Here is a 19550-nt window from a genome sequence, read left to right on the forward strand (position 1 = left end):
TCAATATGTGGAAAAATTTTCTCTACACATTATTCATTAGTGCTAGCTTTTTCCTTATTGCAGGATGTAGCCTTGACGAAGTACTTGACGGAGTAGATCAGATCCTCAATGAAGAATCAGATTCTGCGCAGCAGATCGAAAGTATTTCTGAACTAAAAAATACCGATTATTTTAAACAAGGGGCCTTAGCTCATATTTTAGAAGGAGAGCTAAATAAAAAGAATCAAGCAGTTGGTTTCCATTATGATAGGCTACCTACGAAAAAAGGAGAAATTATTCCAGGAACTGCTACAGAGCCAAATGATTTCGGTGTTTTTGAAGCAGAAGTAAAAGTAAATGATGTTGCAAAAACATCCAATAAAGGGAGATCGTCTTTCTTTCCAAATGAATGGACAACTCAGCAGGTTGTCGATGCAATTAATGAAGCATACGAGCATCGTGCGTTTATTTCGGGGAATACCTATGAAGGCTTAACAGCTGAAGGAATGCCTATTCGTATGTATTTAGACAATAAAGATCTGATAATCTCTGCTTTTCCAGTTTATTAAAGGAGTGAAAAGCATGTTTGAATTTCGAAAAGTATCCATTCTAAATGGTACACATCAAAGAACAGTACTAGCAATGGATTTTCAAAATCCGGAAATGGCAATTGTTAGTGAATTTCTGATGTCAGATGCAAGTCTCCTGCATACACAGATTTTAGCAGATATTGCAGCTGTACAGGCTGGAGTTTCTTCAATGATGGAGATTAGTGGAAATCGGTGTGCATTACAAATTAAAAAGGATACCATCCTAATTACCGATCTTTTTGAAGATATGTTTGATGATGCTGATACCCTCGCACCATATGAAATAGGAACAGAGGAACTAAAACGACTAATTAAAATATACTTGGCCGAAAAGGCGAAAATAGAATCCTAAAATACTAAAGAAGCCAGTAAGTCAATGGATATCATATCCAAAAACTCGCTGGCTTCTTTATTATACAGTAACTTTTGAGATTAAATTCAATAGTGGGCGATAGTTTTTACTAATAAGCCCCGTTATTTCCACAATCAGCTCTACCAGGATAATCAAAGCAATTAAGATAGCTGTCGATCCCCACATGGTTGCTCGTGTAAATAAGATAGCTGCTAAACTAAACATCGCACTCATTAAATAAATGAGCATCACTGTTTGTCGATGTGTTAACCCTAAACGAATTAAGCAATGATGAATATGAAATTTATCTGGTGCTGAAATTGGCTTTTTCTGTACCATACGACGAATAATCGCAAATACAGTATCTAAAATTGGTACTCCCAAAATAATAATAGGTACAATTAATGAGAAGATTGTAGCATTTTTAAACAGACCCATAATGGAGATAACACTAATCATATAGCCTAGAAACAAGGCTCCTGTGTCTCCCATAAATATTTTAGCTGGATGGAAATTATATGCCAAGAAACCAACAGTGCTTCCGAATAATAAAAATCCAATTAAAGCAAGCAACGGATTCCCCATCATTACTGCTAGCATCGAAATTGTGAATAGAGCGATGGCAGAAACTCCTGCTGCAAGGCCATCTAATCCATCAAGCAAGTTGATAGCATTCGTAATTGCTACAATCCAAATGATTGTAATTGGAATTGCCCAATAACCAAATTCAACTCTTTCATCTATAAATGGCAATGTAATGAATTCTAACTGAACTCCACCTATTACAGTAACTCCTGCCGCAAGCAATTGAAGGGTTAATTTCCCTCTTGCAGTTAATTGATACAGATCATCCAACATTCCTGTTGCTGTAATAATAATTGCTCCAAGCAATATAGGCCAGAGTGTATAAGTTTGCGGTAAGAATACAAGAAACCCGATGACAAAGCTAATAAAAATAGCTAAACCACCCATTCTAGGCATAACATATTGATGCACTTTTCGTGCATTTGGATAATCAAGTGCGCCTATTCGTACAGCAAATTTCTTAACCATTGGTGTAAGTATAAGTGACAATATAAATGACAGTGCAATTACAATATATAGCATAAAAAAAGCCTCCTGAATAACAACGTAGCTTCATATTTCATTTTTCATAAATTGTTTTCATTTTTCTTCCTATGTATCTGCGATCTTTTCAATTCTACGTGATTATTTACTAGACTACTATTTTATTAGACGTAAAAAGTTTAAATTAGTTACACTTTTTTTACATTTAACTAAGCATCAACAATTAGTATACAAAATACATGCCTTAAAAGCAATGAGGTGTAAAAAAGTACATACACTATTTCCCTATTCAACATGGCTTTTCCTGCTCTAAAAATACCCTTTTAAAAACTTTATGAAACATTTACATTTTTAAAACACTTTGATTCAACAATTAGGTTTTATTTTACAAATCAATAAAAATTCAGTTGTGATAAAAGAAAATCGTTAAGTAGACAAAATCGTCAGAATAATAGTATAGTTGTTTAAGAAACACTTTTATTAAAGGAGGAAAAGCATGCTTGCAATAAAAAATGCTACTGTTTTTGATGGAAATGGAAACACTTTAGATGCTCAAACGATTCTAATAGAGGACGGAAAATTTAAACAGATTGATGGAGATTTAAATATTCCCGACAATTATGAGGTTATTGATGCTGGGGGGAAAATTATTACCCCCGGCTTAATTGATGTCCACTCTCATCTTGGTGTTGTAGAAGAAGGTATCGGTTCAAACGGTGTAGATTCTAATGAAACAAGCTCGGCTACAACCCCAGAGGTTCGTGCACTTGATGCTATTGACCCAACAGAAGTTGGATTTCAGGATTGCCGAAATGAAGGAATTACAACAGTACAAGTCATGCCAGGTAGTGCAAATGTTATCGGTGGGGAAATGGTTGTGATGAAGACCGTTGGTAATATCGTCGATGAAATGTTATTACGTTCTCCATCAGGGATGAAAGCTGCACTAGGAGAAAATCCTAAAAATGCGCACGGTTCAAAAGGCAAGCCTCCTAAAACACGTATGGGTATTGCCGCATTATTAAGAAGTAAGCTTATCGAAGCACAAAATTATTTAAACAGTGATAAAAAAGAACGAAATCTAGGATTAGAGAACTTAGTGAAAGTATTAAACAAAGAAATTCCACTCCGAATTCATGCACATCGTGCTAATGATATCGTAACTGCTTTGCGCATTAAGCGTGAGTTCGATATTGATATGTCCTTAGAGCATGGGACAGAAGGACATGAAATAGCTGAATTTATTGCTAAGCATGATGTTCCTGTTTCGGTTGGACCTACTATGTCATCTCGTAATAAAGTAGAGACAAAACGTAAAGGCTGGCATACAATTAAACGGTTAACAGACGCTGGTGTATCTTGTTCTTTAACAGTAGATCATCCAGTTATTGGTGTACGTTTCTTACGTACCAGTTTAGTGCACGCAATACGTGAAGGTTTATCTGAACAAGAAGCTTTAAAATCAATTACCATCAATGCCGCTAAACATCTAGGAGTAGAAGATCGTGTTGGATCTATTGAAGCTGGAAAAGATGCGGATTTTGTCATCTGGAATGGTAATCCCTTCCATTTACAGGATGAAGTGGAGGCTGTCTATATTGACGGGCAATTAGTTCGCGATAAAACTGTTCAATCTGATGTAGATACGATTGTGTTTTAATTAATGTGATTTACTGAATAATGAAAACAAGCATAGAGGCTGGAACATAGGAATTTATTACTTAGCTAATTCCAAACATAAATTGTGCGAATGACAGCGTAGGAAATATACTTCGCTTCATTTGAATATTGTTCGGATTTCAAGCTTAGTTTTTCCTTTTGTCCCAGTCCCATGCTTGTTTGTCTAATTTCCTGCTTTAATTATTTTTAATAATATCTTCAGCAAAGTCCTTTGCCGCTTCATCAATATCATCTGATTCTACAGCGTATTGAATACTATATCCTACGTCATCAAAATTAATATTCATGTGAACAATATCCAAACCCTCTTCTGTTTTTAAATACTCTATCTCATGTCCATCAATTTCAATTATTTCTGCGTCAATTATTGATCCTGCTCCTTCTGGAAATATTGTTAATACAATTACAGCTGGATCCATGTATAAATCACCATAAATAATTTCCGTTGCTGGATTCTCTTCTTGCCAAACCTCTACAAGCTCACTATCTACCTTTTCATCTAAAGAAGCTTTGTATTCCACATTCACACTTTGCGGATCTCCATCCTCGAATCCAACGATATATTCCAACGTCACTGTCCCGATCTCATGGTCTATCTTTGGAATATATGGAGATACATTTAAATGTTCATCTATTAATTCTGTAATCTCGGGAACTCCTTCGCTCTTTCCGCATCCGGCAATTACCAAAACCATTAAAACAAATAAGAAAACTAGTTTTTTCAACTTCTTCCCCCTTTTTTATAAGACCTTCTTCCTATACATATCATAACAAAAAAATCTATTTTATGACATAAATCCTACTAGGCGAAAAGCGAGAGCGCCCTTACAGACTAAAAACGCGTGTCTGTACTAGCACATCCTGTCCGTCGAAAAAAGTAGAAATTGGAGTGGCACAACTGAGATAAAGGAAACATGCCTCTTTAGGGGTATCCGACGTTAGACTTTAGCCTGATTTTAGTCGGGCTTCCTTATAAAACAAAACCGATGTTGACTTTCACCTGCGAGGCACGACGGACAGGATGTCCTAGTATCAGCGTTGGTGCTCGTGACGTGACCGTATTTAGCTGATGAAAGTGCGGCTATGACTCTGTCTGCGCCTGACGGCTTGCCAATCGTCAAGTCTTCTTTATTGTTTTCTTAGTTTTTGACGCTCGGAGCTAGACAGTTCTATCTCTGAATAAGAATAAATTTGTGCAAAAGTTTTACACTTTCTTATCTCACAAAAAAACACCTGCAGATTTTAGACTTCTATCTACAGGTGTTTGAATTTCAAACGAAATACAACTTTATTAATTAACGATCTTCCACATTTTTTTTCCGAACAAATAGTCGTTTGTACGCATCTATCACGGGTCTTCTTCCTCCAAGAACAATTCCTGCCATTTCTGCTAATAAATGTAGAACAACAAGAACAAGGGCAGTAATCAATAAAGCAAAGGTAATAGAGGCTTTAGCAAATAGAACTGCTAACACACCAAAAACTGCGCTAAACACATAAATAATTACTACGGCTCCACGATGCGTATAACCTGCCCGAAGTAGTTGATAATGCACATGGTAATTATCTGCTACCATAATACTTTCTTTATTTTTAATTCTCCTTACAATCGCAAAAAAAGTGTCGAAAATTGGTACAGCTAATAAGATTACTGGAATAATAAAGCTTAATAGCGCAATATTCTTAAATAAACCAAGAATCGATACTACTGCAATCATATATCCTAAAAAGTTTGAGCCTGAATCACCCATATATATCTTTGCTGGATAAAAATTATGGTATAGAAATCCTAAATTTGAACCAATCAATACAATACAGAAGTAAGCAGCCACTACACGCACATCAATCATCGCCATAATTAACATGCTTGTAAAAGCAATGGTTGTCACTCCTGTGGCTAAACCATCTAAACCGTCAATCAAATTAATTGCATTCGTAATTCCAATAATCCAAATGAAAGTAACAAGAACACTAATAAAACCTAGTTCTACTACTCCAAAAAAAGGTAGTGTGATTTTCTCAATTACTAAACCGGAAGAAATTACCAATGCGGCGGCTGCAATATGTCCTCCTAGTTTGACATATGGCCTTAATTCAAATCGATCATCTAGAGCGCCAATAATAACAATAATTAATGATCCAAAGAAGATTTCCCATAAATGTTCATGCTGTGGCTGCAGATAAAGAATCCCTAAATAAGATCCAATAAAAATAGCCACGCCTCCAAGTCTTGGAGTTGGATTTTCATGTATTTTTCTCCTGTTTGGATGGTCCAACACTTCAAATTTCATAGCGAGGGCTCGTACAGGTATCGTTAATATAAATGTTGAAACACATGCTATAAGTAGAGCAACAATTAAATCAAATGATTGAATCATCATGTCCTCCTTGTAATGCTATCGTTTAACAGCTCTTTTTCTTTAAGAGGGATTTCAAATTTAAACTAAATTGCTAATTTTTATCACGTACTTTTAGTTTGCTATATTATATCGAATTTATGAGGAATTGAACATGAGAAAATAAAACAAAGAGGAATAATCACTTTTCTTCTGCCTTATATTTGTCAAAATAAGCTACAAAATGATTATTTCATTTTTTATTTTTATTACAGAAAATCAGTTACTCTAGAAAATGGATTTTGATGTCTTTGCAACTTTTAATTTTTTATGGCATACTTATCTCTGTAATGCATTACACATTATTTGAATGATGTACAATTTTATATGTTATGTAGGGGAGCTTTCTTTAAAGCTGAGATTGCATCCATAAGATGCTAACCCTTAGAACCTGATCTGGTTGGTACCAGCGTAGGGAACATAGACGTTAATTCATTGTAATACGATAAATGAATGTTTAATTTCCCATGCGCTAAGAGCTAATCTTAGTGCATTTTTTTATTTCAGGAGGACTAACATATTAAAATGACAACAATGAACTTACGGAGGGGAAAATTTTGAAGAAAGCATTTTATTTATGTGTGTTCGTCGTGTTAGCTATTGTTATCTCTGCTTGTAGTAGTGAGAAAGAAGACAATGACACAAATAAAAAATCTGGAGATGGCAAAAAATTAACACCTGTTACTTTCGTTCTTGATTGGACACCAAATACAAACCATACTGGAATTTATGTTGCTAAAGAAAAAGGATTCTTTGAAGAGGAAGGATTAGATGTAGAAATCATACTGCCTGGAGAGGTTGGCTCTAACCAACTTGTCGCTTCTGGGACAGCAGACTTTGGAGTAAGCTACCAAGAGCGTCTTATTATGGCTCGCCCTGAAGGTCTCCCGCTCGTTTCTATTGCTGCAGTGATTCAACATAACACAGCTGGATATGCGTCACCAGTAGATAAAAACATTCAAACACCGAAAGACTTTGAAGGGAAAAAGTTTGGAGGCATTGGAGTTCCGCTACAAGAGGCTATGATGCGTTTCATCATGGAAGAAAATGGTGCAGATGTAGAAAAGGTTGATTTTATCAATATTGGACAATCTGATTGGTTTACAGCTATTGAAAGAGATGTGGACTTCTCTACAGTATTCTACGGCTGGACAGGCATAGAAGCAGGGTTACGTGGGCTGGACATCAATATGATGTATTATATCGACGTTGCAGATGGGCTTGATTTCTATACACCTGTTTTAGTAACCAGCGAAGATATGATCGAATCAGATCCTGATACTGTGAGAGCATTTATCCATGGAGCTACAAAGGGATATGAATTCGCAATAGATAATCCAGAAGCAGCAGCAAATATTTTAATAGAAGCTGAACCCGATTTAGATCCTGAGCTAGTTAAACATAGTCAAGAATGGTTAGCAGATCGCTACCAAGATGATGCCGAACAATGGGGAATTCAAGAGCTAGAAAGATGGGAGAAGCCTGCTAAATTCCTGCATGAAAATGGTATTGTTGATGAACTAATTGATTTTGAAAAAGCATTCACAAATGATTTCTTACCTGAAAAGTAATCAGAATCAGGGATTGTTGAGGTCATTTTCAGCAATCCCTTTATTTAATGAATTTCATAAAATTATAAAATAGCGTGGTGTTATACAATGATCCTGCAAATAATAAAAAATAGCTGGCGGCCTGTGACTGCAATTATAGTCGTGATTCTTCTCTGGGAATTAGCAACCCGCATTTTTGATATAGAAAAATGGTTCCTACCTGCTCCTTCTGATATTTGGACAGAATTCACAGAAGTACTTCCCGAGTTTATGCCACATTTCTATGCATCCCTACAACTTACAACTTCGGGATTCGCTATCGGTGTTTCTGTTGGCTTAATTATCGCTTTGATATTACATACCTTGCCACGGGTAAAAGAAACATTCTACCCTTTCTTAATCTTATCGCAGAACATGCCAGTAATTGTTATTGCACCACTACTTGTTATTTGGCTTGGTTTTGGGCCGTTGCCTAAGCTAATTATTATTACCATTGCCTGTTTCTTCCCAGTAGCAATTTCAGCACTAGGAGGATTTCAACAAACCAATCGAGACCTTGTTTATTATATGAAAATGATGGGTGCTACAAGATCACAGCTTTTCTTTAAATTAGAGTTACCTCATGCATTACCATCCATTTTCTCTGGTCTAAAAATTGCTGCAACATATAGTGTCATGGCAACAGTTGTGTCTGAATGGCTTGGCGCTCAGAAGGGAATTGGTGTGTTTATTACACTTGCTACCTCCTCTTACCGTACTTCCCGGGTATTTATTGCCATAATTATCGCCATGTTACTAAGCCTTGCATTCTTTGGTCTTATCTTATTATTAGAAAGATTAATTATTCGTTGGCAGAAGGGGGAAGAGAAATAATGAAATTAGAGATACACAATATTCATAAATCATTTGGAGAAAAGCTAGTATTAGAAGGAATCTCCTTTGATGTAAAGGATGGGGAATTCATCTCTCTTATTGGTCCTTCTGGCAGTGGAAAAAGCACACTATTTAATCTGATCGGTGGATTATTAACTCCAGACACTGGAGATATCTATATGGATGGAGAATCGATTATAGGAAAAAGTGGTCATATTAGCTATATGCCACAACAGGCAGCATTATTTCCATGGCGTTCTGTCTTAAAAAATGCATTACTTGGGCAGGAATTGCACGGGAGCCAGGATGAAAAGCGAGCTATTCATATGTTAGAAAAAGCAGGAATTGCAGAAGTCATTCATGCATATCCTCATGCTTTATCTGGAGGCATGAAACAACGAGTTGCTTTTATTCGTGCGTTACTGAGTCCGCAAGCGTTTATGTGCTTAGACGAGCCATTCTCTGCCCTAGATGAATTTACTCGATTAGAAATGCAAAAATGGCTCCTTTCCACTTGGGATCAATTCGATAAATCTGTACTATTCATCACCCATAATATTGATGAGGCATTATTTCTATCAGATAAGATTGTTATCTTGTCTACAAATCCAGCTCAAGTTAAAGAAATTATTCAGGTCCCCTTTGCACGACCTCGCAATGAGGAGCTTTTGCTTTCTGCTGACTTTTTAGAATGGAAAAAGTATGTTATGGGAGCGGTTCAAGCGTAAAACGTATCTAATTCATACCGCTTACTTCCTTAGAACATAAGAATAAAGTTAGCCAATATTTTTCCGCTCATTGAGTGGTACATACGGTTATGCTAAAATTACTTATATATTCTTATATCAAAGGAGGTAATTTATGAGCCCTTATATATTTGTTGCAGCCACGCTACTAGCTGCCCTTCCGATTCTACTTATATTTAAAATTTCTATAGAACGAATAAAAGAGAATCCTGAAGCTGTAATGAAAGTACAAACACAATTTTTTATTTGGGTGGCACTTGCCGAAGTTATTCCTTTACTTTTAATCATCTATGGAATGATGAATCTTCAATCTGGAAATGGCATTGAAGCACTATATGTCCCTGCAATTATTATCTTTTTAACAATTGGCTTTGCAACCCTCTTTATTATTTTACAAAGGTTTTTCGATGTTACAGAAGAATCAAAAAATCTCATACAAACATTTTCCTTTTTAGGAATAGCAATGGCTAATGCAATTCCATTTGTTTGTATTATAGGATTATTTATGATGATATAACAGCAAGCTTGTAAATAGGTGTTATAAAGCGCCTATTTACAAGTTTTTTCATTGTAGCGTTATTTTATTGGGGATACTATAATAGTGAATACGTTTTATGTTCGAAAAGAGAGGTGTGAATCAGATGGATGGTTCTCGAGATATCGCAAAGGTTAGCATGCTTGCAGGGAAAATTATGCTAGAAAGTGGTGCGGAAACACATCGTGTCGAGGATACAATGACACGTATTGCAACAGCTTATGGTCTAACAGATGCTCAAAGCTTTGCTATGCCTACAGGAATTAATTTTTCGACTTCGTTTGCAGAAGCATCTAATTTGATGCGAATTTCTAATCGTTCAACAGATCTCCATAAAATTGCTGAAGTAAATGATATATCACGACAGATTGCTGCTGGTGAGCTCACTTTAACAGAAGCATTAAAAGCATTGCAAGCTTTAGAAAAAACTGATCTGTCTTTTCCCAAATGGCTACAAATTCTTGCAGCAGCAGCATTAAGTAGCTGTTTTGCAATTATGTTTGGTGGTAATTGGGCAGATTTCATACCTACATTTATCACTGGTGGAATTGGCTTTTGGATGATGCTGATTGTACTTCACTTTGTTGAAATTCGTTTTATTGCTGATTTTGCTGCATCATTCTTAATTGGAATTCTAGCAATTATCTTTATTCAAACTGGTTTAGGTGTGGAAATAGATAAGATTATTATTGGTGCAGTCATGCCATTAGTTCCTGGACTGCCAATCACAAATGCTGTACGTGATTTACTCGCTGGCCATCTTGTAGCAGGTGTTTCCAAAGGAGTAGAAGCATTGCTAACAGCGTTTGCTATTGGTGCAGGAATTGCTGTATGTTTTGCAATTTTTTAAAGGAGGTCACACAGGATGCTAATTATTGCTCAATTAATAACGAGCTTTATTGCTTCAGCAGGCTTTGCAATCTTATTTAATTCCCCACGTCAAGTCTTAGCACAATGTGGACTTGTTGGAATGTGCGGCTGGATTTTATATTATTATTTAACATCTGTAAATCAAATGGATGTTGTTGCTGCAACTGTTATTGCTGCAATACTTGTTGGAATTCTAAGTAGATTATGTGCGGTTTATTTTAAAAAACCAATTCTAATTTTTTATGTGGCTGGAATTATTCCATTGGTTCCTGGTGGCATTGCTTATCACGCTATGCGAAATTTTGTCGAAAACGATTATTTGTCAGGTGTACAATTATCCGCAAAAGTTATTTTATTATCAGGCGGAATTGCTCTAGGATTAATGTTCTCTGAAGTAGCTTATAAAATCATCCAAAAAGCAAAAAAGCAGATATAAAAGAAGCTCCTGTCTCCATTCTAAAATTAAAATGGGATAGAAGCTTCTTTGTTTATAGGCTGTAGCCAAAAATATTTTCTCGATGGAAAGCAGCAATTAGTTGACTTGTTTTTTTGTACTGCTGATCTAATGTTCTTTCTGAAATAGAAATATGTAAATTAGTTCCATCTTGAAAATGAATATATGTAAGCTCATCCACTTGTTTGAAAAAATCGATATGATAATATGAAAGCCATACACATTGAGGATTTCTTGGAGATGTGGTCGGAAATAAATAGATTCCCAATGATGGGTTCACTGAAATAGGTAATTTGCTATTTGTTCGTAATACATGACGTGCCGCTGTTTCTCTTCCTTCCATTGATGAGTGATTCTTCATACAATTATACGAAATAATTTGTCTAGGAGAATGGATAGAATTAGATTCTCCTTCAGAATGGAAAATTTTTGAACGATAATGCCCACTAGAATTTGCGATAATTGCTTTTGTGTTTTTGGTAATAATATACATTGTAGCATTTGTTATGATACTCAATTCTTTCCCTCCATTTTATTATAATATAGTTCTATTTTACTACTTGAACAATTTAAATTCCAGGAAAATATTCTCATTTGTTAGAATTTTTTACTTCTTTAGAAAAGTATATATACAATTTGATTTATAATGCAAAAACAACGATATCTTATTTCAATATCGTTGTCTCTACTTCATCCACTAAATTAGCGTGTGGTATTATCATTTTCAGTATCGTTATTGTTGTTATTGTTACCATTATTATTATCGTTATTTAAGTCTTCATCTGGCTGACGATTATTTTCATACACATCATTGTTCAAATCGCCATTGTCATCATTTAATGGTACATCCTGTCTTGGTTCCTCTAGATCTCTATTGTCGTCCATGTTATCTCTTTCCATGACATTACATCCTGCAGCAACCAACATTGTGATAAGTAGTAAAAACAATAATTTTTTCTTCAAGATTTTCCCTCCTTTCATTATACACAATGTTAGCTTATCCATTATGACGACCATCATTCTCTTTTAAAAATTTTATTACTAAAAAATTTAAAATAAAAAATCCCTTTTGAGTAGACAAATTTTAAAAATCTGTCTACCCAAAAGGGAATAGCTTTATTTATTTAATTGCAAACATAATTTCTGCTTCACAAGCAAGCTCACCATTTACTGTTGCAATACCTTTTCCTTTACCAATAGGTCCCTTAACACGTGTGATTTCAACTTCTAAATGCAATTGATCACCTGGGACAACTTGACGTTTAAAACGACATTTATCTAATCCTGCTAAAAAGCCAATTTTTCCTTTGTTTTCTTCCATATGTAACATACCAATTGCTCCAACTTGAGCTAATGCCTCAATAATTAATACACCTGGCATTACTGCATACTCTGGAAAGTGTCCTTGAAAGAATGGTTCATTTGCTGTTACATTTTTAATTGCAACGACACGCTTTCCTTCTTCCATCTCTAACACTCTATCAACTAATAGGAAAGGATAGCGGTGTGGAATAACTTCTTTAATTTCTTGAATGTCCATTTGATTCCCTCCAAATTTTCTACATTGTTCTTATATTATAACAAAAACGTTTAAACTTTAGGGAGAAAGGTTATTATGATGATAAATACATACATCTAGAATATATCGCTATGTTGTATAAAAAAGGAGGACAAGAATATGCTTTGGACACTATTCGTTATTTTACTAATTCTTTGGATACTTGGATTTAGTTTCAAAATTCTTGGTGGGTTTGTCCATATTTTATTAGTAATTGCATTAATTGTTCTTATTATTCGATTAGTAACAGGCAGAAATCCTGCTCCCTAGGTAATAAAGCGGAGAGGGATTGCTAGAAAATATTTTCTGGCAATCCCTCTCTTTGAATCTATTCGTCTTTATCGCACAAGGAGTTTCATTACTCTTCCTTTTTCACAAAATCAATGATATGTTGCCACGTTTCCTTTAAAAGCACATCTGTCGGATTACCGTCTCCTATAATCCCATAGCCTACCATAGCGCCTAAAACTAAAGCTGTTGCACAAAGTGCCAAAATGATAATAATTCTTAAAGTTATCGGGAATATTCTTCGTCTTGGCTTCTTTAGCTTTTTTTTGCGCTTTGATTTTTCTTGCTTCTTATTTTTCGTAGCATTTGTTTTTGGTTCATCGTTAGGGTTCTTCACTGCTTTTTGATTTTGCTGTTTTAATTCAACCCTCGACTTCGTTCCTACATTACCATTTGATTGTTTTGTAGCCATAATTGTTTCTCCTTAATCTAAACTATTTCATGTCCTAGAACAGACAAAATGGATTATCTTAATTGATTCACAAGCCCCATCATCTGATCTGCCATTGAAATAGTTCGTGCGTTAAACTGGTACGATCTCTGTGTATTGATCATTTCGGTCATCTGCTCCGCCATATCAACATTTGAACTTTCAAGTGTACCGCTTTGCACTAAATTGTTACCATTCCCTACTTGCTCAAGAATGGTATCTATGTTTTCTGTCAAAAGTATTTCATCTGGAATACGGAATAAATTATCTCCCGCAGCTTCTAAGAGCCTTGGTTTATGAGCTTCATATATTTGTAGAGAATCTACATTTTCTGTATTATCTCCACGCTTCACTATGATATTCCCGTCTGACAAAATATTAATCGAATCAAATCCAGCATCGATCTCAATTCTTCCGTTTCGCCCTAAAACAGGATTCCCATCAGCTGTTGTTAACATCACTGAGTCATTTCGAATTGGCTGCAAATAAAAACTACCATCACGTGTATACTGAATTTCCGATTGGTTATTTTGGATAACCTCAACAGTAAATAAATGGCTTTCATTTATTAATGCTGTATCTAAATCTCTATCAGTAGTTTGTAATGCCCCACTAGAAAGATTCGAATTAATGGAACCTAATTTTGCTCCAGTACCTACTCGAATACCATCAGGTGTTACTCTAGCCAATGCATTAGAAGGATGTGTCATATTATTTATTTGTTGGAATAAGAGTGAAGAAAACTCTACTTGACGACTTTTATAGCCTGTTGTTTGACTATTAGCCAAGTTATTCCCTATCACATCTAATTTATTTTGTAGCTGCCCCATTGTGACTGCTGCTTGAACCATCATTTGTGACATGAAACTCCTCCTTACCCTATCCGAGCAATATCATTTACTGCCTTACCCATACTTTCATCATATGCTCTTAATACTCTTTGATTGATTTCAAATAATCGAAAAGCTTGAATCATATCTGTCATGGAACGAGCTGCGTCTACATTCGAGCGCTCCAGAAACCCTTGATATACAGAGAATCGCGCATCTTCAGGAGCTTGAACACCTTCTCCACGGAATAATCCATTTCCTTCTTTTTCAAGTTCGTTAGCATTTGTAACATATGTAATACCTAAAGGAATATTTTCTCCATTTGGTAATTGGATAACTCCTTCTTGAGTAACAGTGAATTCCATAGCAAATGTATTAATTTGGTTATCTGCTTGATCCAATACAAAATATCCATCATTGGTAACTAATCTACCTTGATAATCAACTGTGAAATTACCATTACGTGTCAATCGTACTTCTCCTGCTTCATTTTGTACTGTGAAAAATAAATTGCCATCTTCATCTGGTAAGCCACTAGGTACAAGCGCTACATCTGTCGTTACTCCCGTTTCCTTCAAATCACCCTGTACAAAATTAGGCATCATCTCTTGAACATAGACACCTGTGCTGAGTGGACCAAGTGGACGATTAGTAGATGAATTAAAGCCATTCACATTATTTGTCTTTCCGATTTGATGCATTAATAATTCAGGAAATGAACGTGTAGCAGTTTGATCTGCTTTGTATCCTGGCGTATTTACATTCGCAATATTATTTGATAATGATTCCTGAACTCGCTGCTGGGTAATCATCCCACTTGCAGCTGTATAAAATCCTCTTAACATGAAATAGGACCTCCCCTTTAATTCGAAGGTGTTTCATTACACGTTTACTGTATTTTTCTACGAGCAACCTTATCAATGTTCTCTAATAAGATTCCTGTCCCTTTAGCTACACAATTCATCGGCTCTTCTGCTAAAAATACTGGAACCATTAATTCTTCCGCTAATAATTGATCTAAGCCATGAATCATTGCTCCACCACCAGTTAAAATAACACCACGATCGATAATATCAGCAGATAGCTCAGGTGGTGTATGCTCTAACACATACTTAGCCGCTTGAGTAATTAATGAAATAGGTTCACGTAAAGCTTCTTCAATCTCCTCAGAGTATACCGTAATTGTGCGAGGTAAACCATTAACCATATCGCGTCCACGGATATCAATCTCTTCATTGCGACCTTTAGGAAAAACTGTTGCAATATTAATTTTGATTTCTTCGGAAGTACGTTCCCCGATTAATAATTTATATTTACTCTTTATATAATTTTGAATCGCTATGTCAAATTTGTCTCCTGCCATTTTGATGGATTCTGCTGTTACAATATCACCCATAGATAATACAGCAACATCTGTTGTTCCTCCACCGACATCAATAACCATATTACCGCTTGGCTGGAAAATATCCATTCCTGCCCCAATTGCAGCGACTTTAGGCTCTTCTTCTAAGTAGACCTTACGTCCGCCAGACTTTTCAGCTGCTTCTTTAATTGCTTTTTGCTCCACCTTTGTGATATTCGCTGGACAACAAATTAACATTCTTGGTTTAGAAAGGAAGCCTTTGACTTTAATCTTGTTAATAAAATGCGTTAACATTGCTTCTGTTACATCAAAATCAGCAATAACCCCATCTTTTAATGGACGAATAACTTCTATATTTCCAGGTGTACGTCCTACCATGCGATAAGCCGCTTCCCCTACTTCTAATACTTTTCCTGTATGTTTCTCTTGTGCTACAACTGCAGGTTCATTTAATACAATACCTTTACCTTTTATATGAATTAAAACATTGGCTGTTCCAAGGTCAATTCCAATATCTCTCGAAAACATAATTCAAGCTCCTCCTAGTTCAAGCTATCTTGCACCGTTTCAATGACAATGCTACTCTATATCATACCACAAACTTGCTTATTTAAGTGCGTTTTATGTAAAAAGGTGTAGATTCTTTTTATATTTTAGCAAATACATTTCATCGTATTTATTATTTAGTCTTTTTCAAGTTTACTACCCTATAATAACATCTGAATAATCCACTATCTATAGAGACATTCTAACTTAGAATTTTACTGGGTTTATCAAGAGATTTAAACAGAAAAAACTCAGCTGTTAACTGAGTTTGTGAGAGATAATACTATTTATTCTTTACTATTCACACGTTGATACTTCTTTCTTGTGGCTTCTCCTCCACGTATATGTCGGATGGATTTATGATACTCTAATATTTGCTTCACCTGATTAGCCAGCTCTGGACTGATTTCTGGTAACCTCTCTGTTAAATCTTTATGGACTGTGCTCTTTGACACACCAAACTCTTTAGCAATCACGCGCACTGTATTTTTCGTTTTAATAACATGATTACCAATTTTCATTGTCCTTTCTTTAATATAATCATGCACACCATCCGCCTCCTCCGTTGGTTTTCCGAGGTGTTTAATGAGACAAGGTGCAATATTATATCGTAAGTGCTTCATATATCGTTGTCTTTTATGTTCAAACCCATTCCCTAATTCTTGTAAATACGTATTATTAGTAAATTCTCACGTTGGAAAATCCCTTTTGTTTACTTTCACCTCAGAGGTTAAATTCTTCATTTCTACTATGATATTACGATGTCCACCTAATTATGATTAAAGTTATCCGATTAAAAAAAGGACAAACTACAGAAGGTAAAATATGATTTTCTATAATGGTCGCTAAAGAATAAATAAAAAGAGTTGAGTATCTTCTTACACCATTAGAAAATCCGTAAACTATATTTGAAGAGGCTGATTGATTTTGAGAGGAAACGGAAATTCATCGAAATCTTGTATTTCGATGAATTTTAACAAAGGGATATTTTAAGTCAGTGGATAACATTTCTTATCATTTTCACAGGTTTGGTGAGGATACACAGTCGTAAGATATTGTAGAAATAAGAAACTATTCAAATTTATCTATGTAAAATGTCAAACAAGCGGAGAAATTTCTCCGCTTGTTCGCTTAAGATGTTGCTGAAGAATCTTCTGAATCATCTCGATCTTCATCATTATCATCTTGTTCATCATTATATTCATCTTGATCATCTTCTGGTTCATCATCTCGATCATCTTCATCCCGATGCTGGTCATCTCTTTCGTCGTCTCTTTCATCATCATCTGTAAAAGTTGCTTCTTCTAATTTACTCACAGATTGATTAAAAAACGCCTCTGGATTTAACTTTTGATCATCTTTTCTTATTTCAAAATGAAGATGTGTTCCATTATCTTTTCCAAATAGATTCTCTCCAGCATTACCAAGTTTATTTCCTTGCTTTAACTGATCGCCTGTTTTTACAGAAACATCACCTAAGCTTGCATAATACGTTTTTACTCCTTGATCATGTGCTAGTACGACAACATTTCCCATAAGAGGATCTTCTTTCACTTCTTCAACTGTCCCACTTAGTGATGCAACAACATCAAAGGTTTCTTGTTCGGGAACTGTAATGTCTATTCCTACACTTTGATAAAAACGATTATTATATTGAATCAAGCTATTCTGTTGTTCTTCTGCTGAAGCATTGTAGTCAAAAAACTTTGTCACAATCTCCAACTTCTCGGTTTTGTTAACAGGCATTTGGATGATTTCACTTGGTTCCATGACTGGCTCTGCTGCTTGCTCAGTTGGGTCATTACTTGCTGGTTGCTCTTTGTTCTCAACAGATTCCTGTTGTACTTCTGGTACTTGTTTGGTTGAATTTTGGTACCAGTAGACACCTGAAATTAGAAATACGGCCAAGAACAAATACATTGCCGGGAATAGCCATTTCTTTTGAGCCATTCTCTTCCATTTCCACTTGCTTTTTTCTTTCATCTGATCATCACCTCAGCAACCATTTTTGTCAGAAAAAAGCAAATGTATACATGAAATTCAAAATAAATAGCATTTTTTACCAAAAAGTTGATTTACTAGAACAAAACAGCCTTTATTTTACTAATTTTCAGAAGCACGAACTAAGGTTGGTGCAAAGTGATTGACTGGTTTCATTTGCACATCCTTATAGTAATAATGAATAATATCTTCATATGTCTTTCCTTGTTTCGCTAATTCATTTGCACCATATTGACTCATTCCAATTCCATGTCCATAACCTTTTGTCGTAAAAATCAAATGATCATTACGCTGTTTAATCGAAAAATCATTTGATCTTAGTCCCAGCTTCTCACGAATCTCTCTTCCAGAGAATGTATGATCCTGTAGTGTTAATTCTTTAACTCTCTCACTATCTGTTCGAGTAATATCAACAGCTACTGCTTCTTCTCTTGGTAAAGTAATCTGCAAGTGATCTTCTATCTCAGTTAATGAAAATGTTTTTTGATCTAAAAATTTTGGAGAATTTTTATCCCATGGACTTTCTACACTTCGTAAATAGGGCAATTCAGATCCCCAATAATCTTCAGAGTTCTCTGTGAAACCATTACTGGTGGAGAAAAATGCAGGCGTTATTGGCGTTTCCCCATGTAAAATAACTTGCCCTTGTGTAGCTTGTACTGCTTCCATAAGTCGATTCATTTTATCCTCATAATCTTTTCCCCAAAGCTGACGTAGTTCTTCATCATTTTTATATACTTGATGTTGCACTGTATCTGTAATTGTTTTATCTTTGGATTCATGCAGTAAATGATTAACTACATAAGTTCGAGCAGCAACAGCCTGCGCCTTCAGTGCTTCCATTTCAAATTCGATTGGCATTTCAGAAGCAACCACCCCTACTACATATGTTTCTAGAGGTAGATTTTCGACTGTATCTGTACTTGCTCGTTTAACAGCTACCATGTAATCACTATTCATTTCTTCTGCTTTTTCATTGGAAGGAGAAGCATTACTTTCGCTTGGAAGTGTGTCTTTTTTTATAAACGGGAGCACTATGCTTGTAGGTATGATTAATACGATTGCAATGATGCCTATGATGAATAGGATAAATGTCTTTTTACTTTTTGAGGATACTTTTTTTCTAAAGGGTAATTGATTTTTTTTGATTATTTTTCTTGGTTTAGTATTCATAAAGTTTTTTATTCCTCCTTTAATATATTTTACAATGTGCTCCTTTTTTACAGCTTCTTTCCAATTATTAATTAATATATCCATGAACAAAGCATAATAGAACCTATTCATCTGAAACTCGATTTATTTGCAAAAAAAATTGCAAATCACTCCTAACAGAAACAGTTTGCCTTCAGTGTATTTCCATCAGCTAAGAATGGTTATGTTATTTGACCAACATCGACACACAGGTATCGTGTCTGTCCTACTTTATTTCTTAAATTCCTCA

At 35.3% G+C, this 19550-nt stretch carries 23 protein-coding genes and 1 riboswitch; of the genes, 10 read left to right on the forward strand and 13 right to left on the reverse strand.

Annotated features, from left to right (window positions below; all coding sequences use genetic code 11):
• Positions 1-5: 5 nt before the first annotated feature.
• Both AB4Y30_RS16700 and AB4Y30_RS16705 read left to right on the forward strand, forming a co-directional pair.
• On the forward strand, positions 6-548 hold the full coding sequence (locus AB4Y30_RS16700; protein ID WP_368653312.1) for an EndoU domain-containing protein: 543 nt from the start codon (positions 6-8) through the stop codon (positions 546-548).
• A gap of 13 nt (positions 549-561) precedes the next feature.
• Entirely contained in the window at positions 562-921 is a 360-nt protein-coding gene (locus tag AB4Y30_RS16705) for a hypothetical protein (RefSeq protein ID WP_368653313.1), read from the forward strand.
• Between the two features lie 60 nt (positions 922-981).
• Here the strand turns inward: AB4Y30_RS16705 and AB4Y30_RS16710 are convergent, their stop codons facing one another.
• Positions 982-2028, reverse strand: coding sequence for an MraY family glycosyltransferase (locus AB4Y30_RS16710; protein ID WP_368653314.1), 1047 nt, complete (start codon positions 2026-2028; stop codon positions 982-984).
• Between the two features lie 457 nt (positions 2029-2485).
• On the opposite strand from AB4Y30_RS16710, the gene AB4Y30_RS16715 reads away from it, so the two are divergent.
• Positions 2486-3649 carry an amidohydrolase gene (locus tag AB4Y30_RS16715; RefSeq protein WP_368653315.1) on the forward strand — a complete coding sequence of 388 codons (1164 nt, stop codon included), beginning with the start codon at positions 2486-2488 and terminating at the stop codon, positions 3647-3649.
• A 196-nt stretch (positions 3650-3845) separates the two neighbouring features.
• Here AB4Y30_RS16715 and AB4Y30_RS16720 read toward each other — a convergent pair whose 3' ends face one another.
• Both AB4Y30_RS16720 and AB4Y30_RS16725 read right to left on the reverse strand, forming a co-directional pair.
• The gene (locus tag AB4Y30_RS16720) at positions 3846-4394 is read right to left on the reverse strand and encodes a hypothetical protein (RefSeq protein WP_368653316.1); all 549 of its coding nucleotides are present in this window, start codon (positions 4392-4394) and stop codon (positions 3846-3848) included.
• Between the two features lie 570 nt (positions 4395-4964).
• The gene (locus AB4Y30_RS16725) at positions 4965-6047 is read right to left on the reverse strand and encodes a glycosyltransferase family 4 protein (protein ID WP_368653317.1); all 1083 of its coding nucleotides are present in this window, start codon (positions 6045-6047) and stop codon (positions 4965-4967) included.
• A 344-nt stretch (positions 6048-6391) separates the two neighbouring features.
• Positions 6392-6500, forward strand: a riboswitch (TPP riboswitch).
• 122 nt (positions 6501-6622) lie between these two features.
• Between AB4Y30_RS16725 and AB4Y30_RS16730 the strand changes: the two genes are divergently transcribed.
• The 6 genes from AB4Y30_RS16730 (at position 6623) to AB4Y30_RS16755 (ending at position 11075) form a co-directional block, all read left to right on the forward strand.
• Positions 6623-7636: an ABC transporter substrate-binding protein gene (locus tag AB4Y30_RS16730; protein WP_368653318.1), complete on the forward strand. Its 1014-nt coding sequence runs from the start codon at positions 6623-6625 to the stop codon at positions 7634-7636.
• Positions 7637-7759: 123 nt separating this feature from the next.
• Complete coding sequence (locus AB4Y30_RS16735; RefSeq protein ID WP_368653319.1) at positions 7760-8488, forward strand: ABC transporter permease; 729 nt, start codon at positions 7760-7762, stop codon at positions 8486-8488.
• Positions 8488-9216 carry an ABC transporter ATP-binding protein gene (locus AB4Y30_RS16740; protein ID WP_368653320.1) on the forward strand — a complete coding sequence of 243 codons (729 nt, stop codon included), beginning with the start codon at positions 8488-8490 and terminating at the stop codon, positions 9214-9216. Before AB4Y30_RS16735 ends, AB4Y30_RS16740 begins: the two co-directional genes overlap by 1 nt.
• Before the next feature lie 133 nt (positions 9217-9349).
• Entirely contained in the window at positions 9350-9751 is a 402-nt protein-coding gene (locus AB4Y30_RS16745) for a hypothetical protein (RefSeq protein WP_368653321.1), read from the forward strand.
• A gap of 124 nt (positions 9752-9875) precedes the next feature.
• Positions 9876-10619 (forward strand): threonine/serine exporter family protein, encoded by a 744-nt coding sequence (locus AB4Y30_RS16750; protein ID WP_368653322.1) that lies wholly within the window; start codon positions 9876-9878, stop codon positions 10617-10619.
• Positions 10620-10634: 15 nt separating this feature from the next.
• Positions 10635-11075 carry a threonine/serine exporter family protein gene (locus AB4Y30_RS16755; protein ID WP_368653323.1) on the forward strand — a complete coding sequence of 147 codons (441 nt, stop codon included), beginning with the start codon at positions 10635-10637 and terminating at the stop codon, positions 11073-11075.
• 52 nt (positions 11076-11127) lie between these two features.
• On the opposite strand, the gene AB4Y30_RS16760 is transcribed toward AB4Y30_RS16755, so the two are convergent.
• The 3 genes from AB4Y30_RS16760 to fabZ form a co-directional block, all read right to left on the reverse strand.
• On the reverse strand, positions 11128-11610 hold the full coding sequence (locus AB4Y30_RS16760; RefSeq protein ID WP_368653324.1) for a competence protein ComK: 483 nt from the start codon (positions 11608-11610) through the stop codon (positions 11128-11130).
• 185 nt (positions 11611-11795) lie between these two features.
• Positions 11796-12056, reverse strand: coding sequence for a hypothetical protein (locus AB4Y30_RS16765; protein ID WP_368653325.1), 261 nt, complete (start codon positions 12054-12056; stop codon positions 11796-11798).
• Positions 12057-12213: 157 nt separating this feature from the next.
• The gene (gene fabZ, locus AB4Y30_RS16770) at positions 12214-12633 is read right to left on the reverse strand and encodes a 3-hydroxyacyl-ACP dehydratase FabZ (protein ID WP_368653326.1); all 420 of its coding nucleotides are present in this window, start codon (positions 12631-12633) and stop codon (positions 12214-12216) included.
• Positions 12634-12771: 138 nt separating this feature from the next.
• On the opposite strand from fabZ, the gene AB4Y30_RS16775 reads away from it, so the two are divergent.
• Positions 12772-12921: a lmo0937 family membrane protein gene (locus tag AB4Y30_RS16775; RefSeq protein ID WP_368653327.1), complete on the forward strand. Its 150-nt coding sequence runs from the start codon at positions 12772-12774 to the stop codon at positions 12919-12921.
• Positions 12922-13009: 88 nt separating this feature from the next.
• On the opposite strand, the gene AB4Y30_RS16780 is transcribed toward AB4Y30_RS16775, so the two are convergent.
• The 7 genes from AB4Y30_RS16780 to spoIID form a co-directional block, all read right to left on the reverse strand.
• Positions 13010-13351, reverse strand: a complete 342-nt coding sequence (locus AB4Y30_RS16780; RefSeq protein WP_368653328.1) for a DNA-directed RNA polymerase subunit beta — start codon at positions 13349-13351, stop codon at positions 13010-13012.
• A 53-nt stretch (positions 13352-13404) separates the two neighbouring features.
• Positions 13405-14232, reverse strand: a complete 828-nt coding sequence (locus tag AB4Y30_RS16785) for a flagellar hook-basal body protein (protein ID WP_368653329.1) — start codon at positions 14230-14232, stop codon at positions 13405-13407.
• An 11-nt stretch (positions 14233-14243) separates the two neighbouring features.
• Positions 14244-15044 (reverse strand): flagellar hook-basal body protein, encoded by an 801-nt coding sequence (locus AB4Y30_RS16790; protein WP_368653330.1) that lies wholly within the window; start codon positions 15042-15044, stop codon positions 14244-14246.
• 44 nt (positions 15045-15088) lie between these two features.
• Positions 15089-16090, reverse strand: coding sequence for a rod shape-determining protein (locus AB4Y30_RS16795; RefSeq protein ID WP_368653331.1), 1002 nt, complete (start codon positions 16088-16090; stop codon positions 15089-15091).
• A 305-nt stretch (positions 16091-16395) separates the two neighbouring features.
• Positions 16396-16656: a sporulation transcriptional regulator SpoIIID gene (gene spoIIID, locus AB4Y30_RS16800; RefSeq protein WP_368653332.1), complete on the reverse strand. Its 261-nt coding sequence runs from the start codon at positions 16654-16656 to the stop codon at positions 16396-16398.
• A gap of 583 nt (positions 16657-17239) precedes the next feature.
• Positions 17240-18091 (reverse strand): peptidoglycan DD-metalloendopeptidase family protein, encoded by an 852-nt coding sequence (locus AB4Y30_RS16805; RefSeq protein WP_368653333.1) that lies wholly within the window; start codon positions 18089-18091, stop codon positions 17240-17242.
• Positions 18092-18211: 120 nt separating this feature from the next.
• The gene (gene spoIID / locus AB4Y30_RS16810; protein ID WP_368653334.1) at positions 18212-19282 is read right to left on the reverse strand and encodes a stage II sporulation protein D; all 1071 of its coding nucleotides are present in this window, start codon (positions 19280-19282) and stop codon (positions 18212-18214) included.
• Positions 19283-19550: the final 268 nt, after the last annotated feature.

This window comes from Ornithinibacillus sp. 4-3 (genome assembly GCF_040958695.1).
GTDB lineage: Bacteria > Bacillota > Bacilli > Bacillales > Amphibacillaceae > CALAMD01.

Bases quoted from the DNA above. Each gene is read 5' to 3' on its own strand.
- AB4Y30_RS16700 (WP_368653312.1), top strand. From the start codon at position 6: ATGTGGAAAAATTTTCTCTACACATTATTCATTAGTGCTAGCTTTTTC.
- AB4Y30_RS16705 (WP_368653313.1), top strand. From the start codon at position 562: ATGTTTGAATTTCGAAAAGTATCCATTCTAAATGGTACACATCAAAGA.
- AB4Y30_RS16710 (WP_368653314.1), bottom strand. From the start codon at position 2,028: ATGCTATATATTGTAATTGCACTGTCATTTATATTGTCACTTATACTT.
- AB4Y30_RS16715 (WP_368653315.1), top strand. From the start codon at position 2,486: ATGCTTGCAATAAAAAATGCTACTGTTTTTGATGGAAATGGAAACACT.
- AB4Y30_RS16725 (WP_368653317.1), bottom strand. From the start codon at position 6,047: ATGATTCAATCATTTGATTTAATTGTTGCTCTACTTATAGCATGTGTT.
- AB4Y30_RS16740 (WP_368653320.1), top strand. From the start codon at position 8,488: ATGAAATTAGAGATACACAATATTCATAAATCATTTGGAGAAAAGCTA.
- AB4Y30_RS16745 (WP_368653321.1), top strand. From the start codon at position 9,350: ATGAGCCCTTATATATTTGTTGCAGCCACGCTACTAGCTGCCCTTCCG.
- AB4Y30_RS16750 (WP_368653322.1), top strand. From the start codon at position 9,876: ATGGATGGTTCTCGAGATATCGCAAAGGTTAGCATGCTTGCAGGGAAA.
- AB4Y30_RS16755 (WP_368653323.1), top strand. From the start codon at position 10,635: ATGCTAATTATTGCTCAATTAATAACGAGCTTTATTGCTTCAGCAGGC.
- fabZ (WP_368653326.1), bottom strand. From the start codon at position 12,633: ATGGACATTCAAGAAATTAAAGAAGTTATTCCACACCGCTATCCTTTC.
- AB4Y30_RS16775 (WP_368653327.1), top strand. From the start codon at position 12,772: ATGCTTTGGACACTATTCGTTATTTTACTAATTCTTTGGATACTTGGA.
- AB4Y30_RS16780 (WP_368653328.1), bottom strand. From the start codon at position 13,351: ATGGCTACAAAACAATCAAATGGTAATGTAGGAACGAAGTCGAGGGTT.
- AB4Y30_RS16785 (WP_368653329.1), bottom strand. From the start codon at position 14,232: ATGTCACAAATGATGGTTCAAGCAGCAGTCACAATGGGGCAGCTACAA.
- AB4Y30_RS16790 (WP_368653330.1), bottom strand. From the start codon at position 15,044: ATGTTAAGAGGATTTTATACAGCTGCAAGTGGGATGATTACCCAGCAG.
- AB4Y30_RS16795 (WP_368653331.1), bottom strand. From the start codon at position 16,090: ATGTTTTCGAGAGATATTGGAATTGACCTTGGAACAGCCAATGTTTTA.
- AB4Y30_RS16805 (WP_368653333.1), bottom strand. From the start codon at position 18,091: ATGAAAGAAAAAAGCAAGTGGAAATGGAAGAGAATGGCTCAAAAGAAA.
- spoIID (WP_368653334.1), bottom strand. From the start codon at position 19,282: ATGAATACTAAACCAAGAAAAATAATCAAAAAAAATCAATTACCCTTT.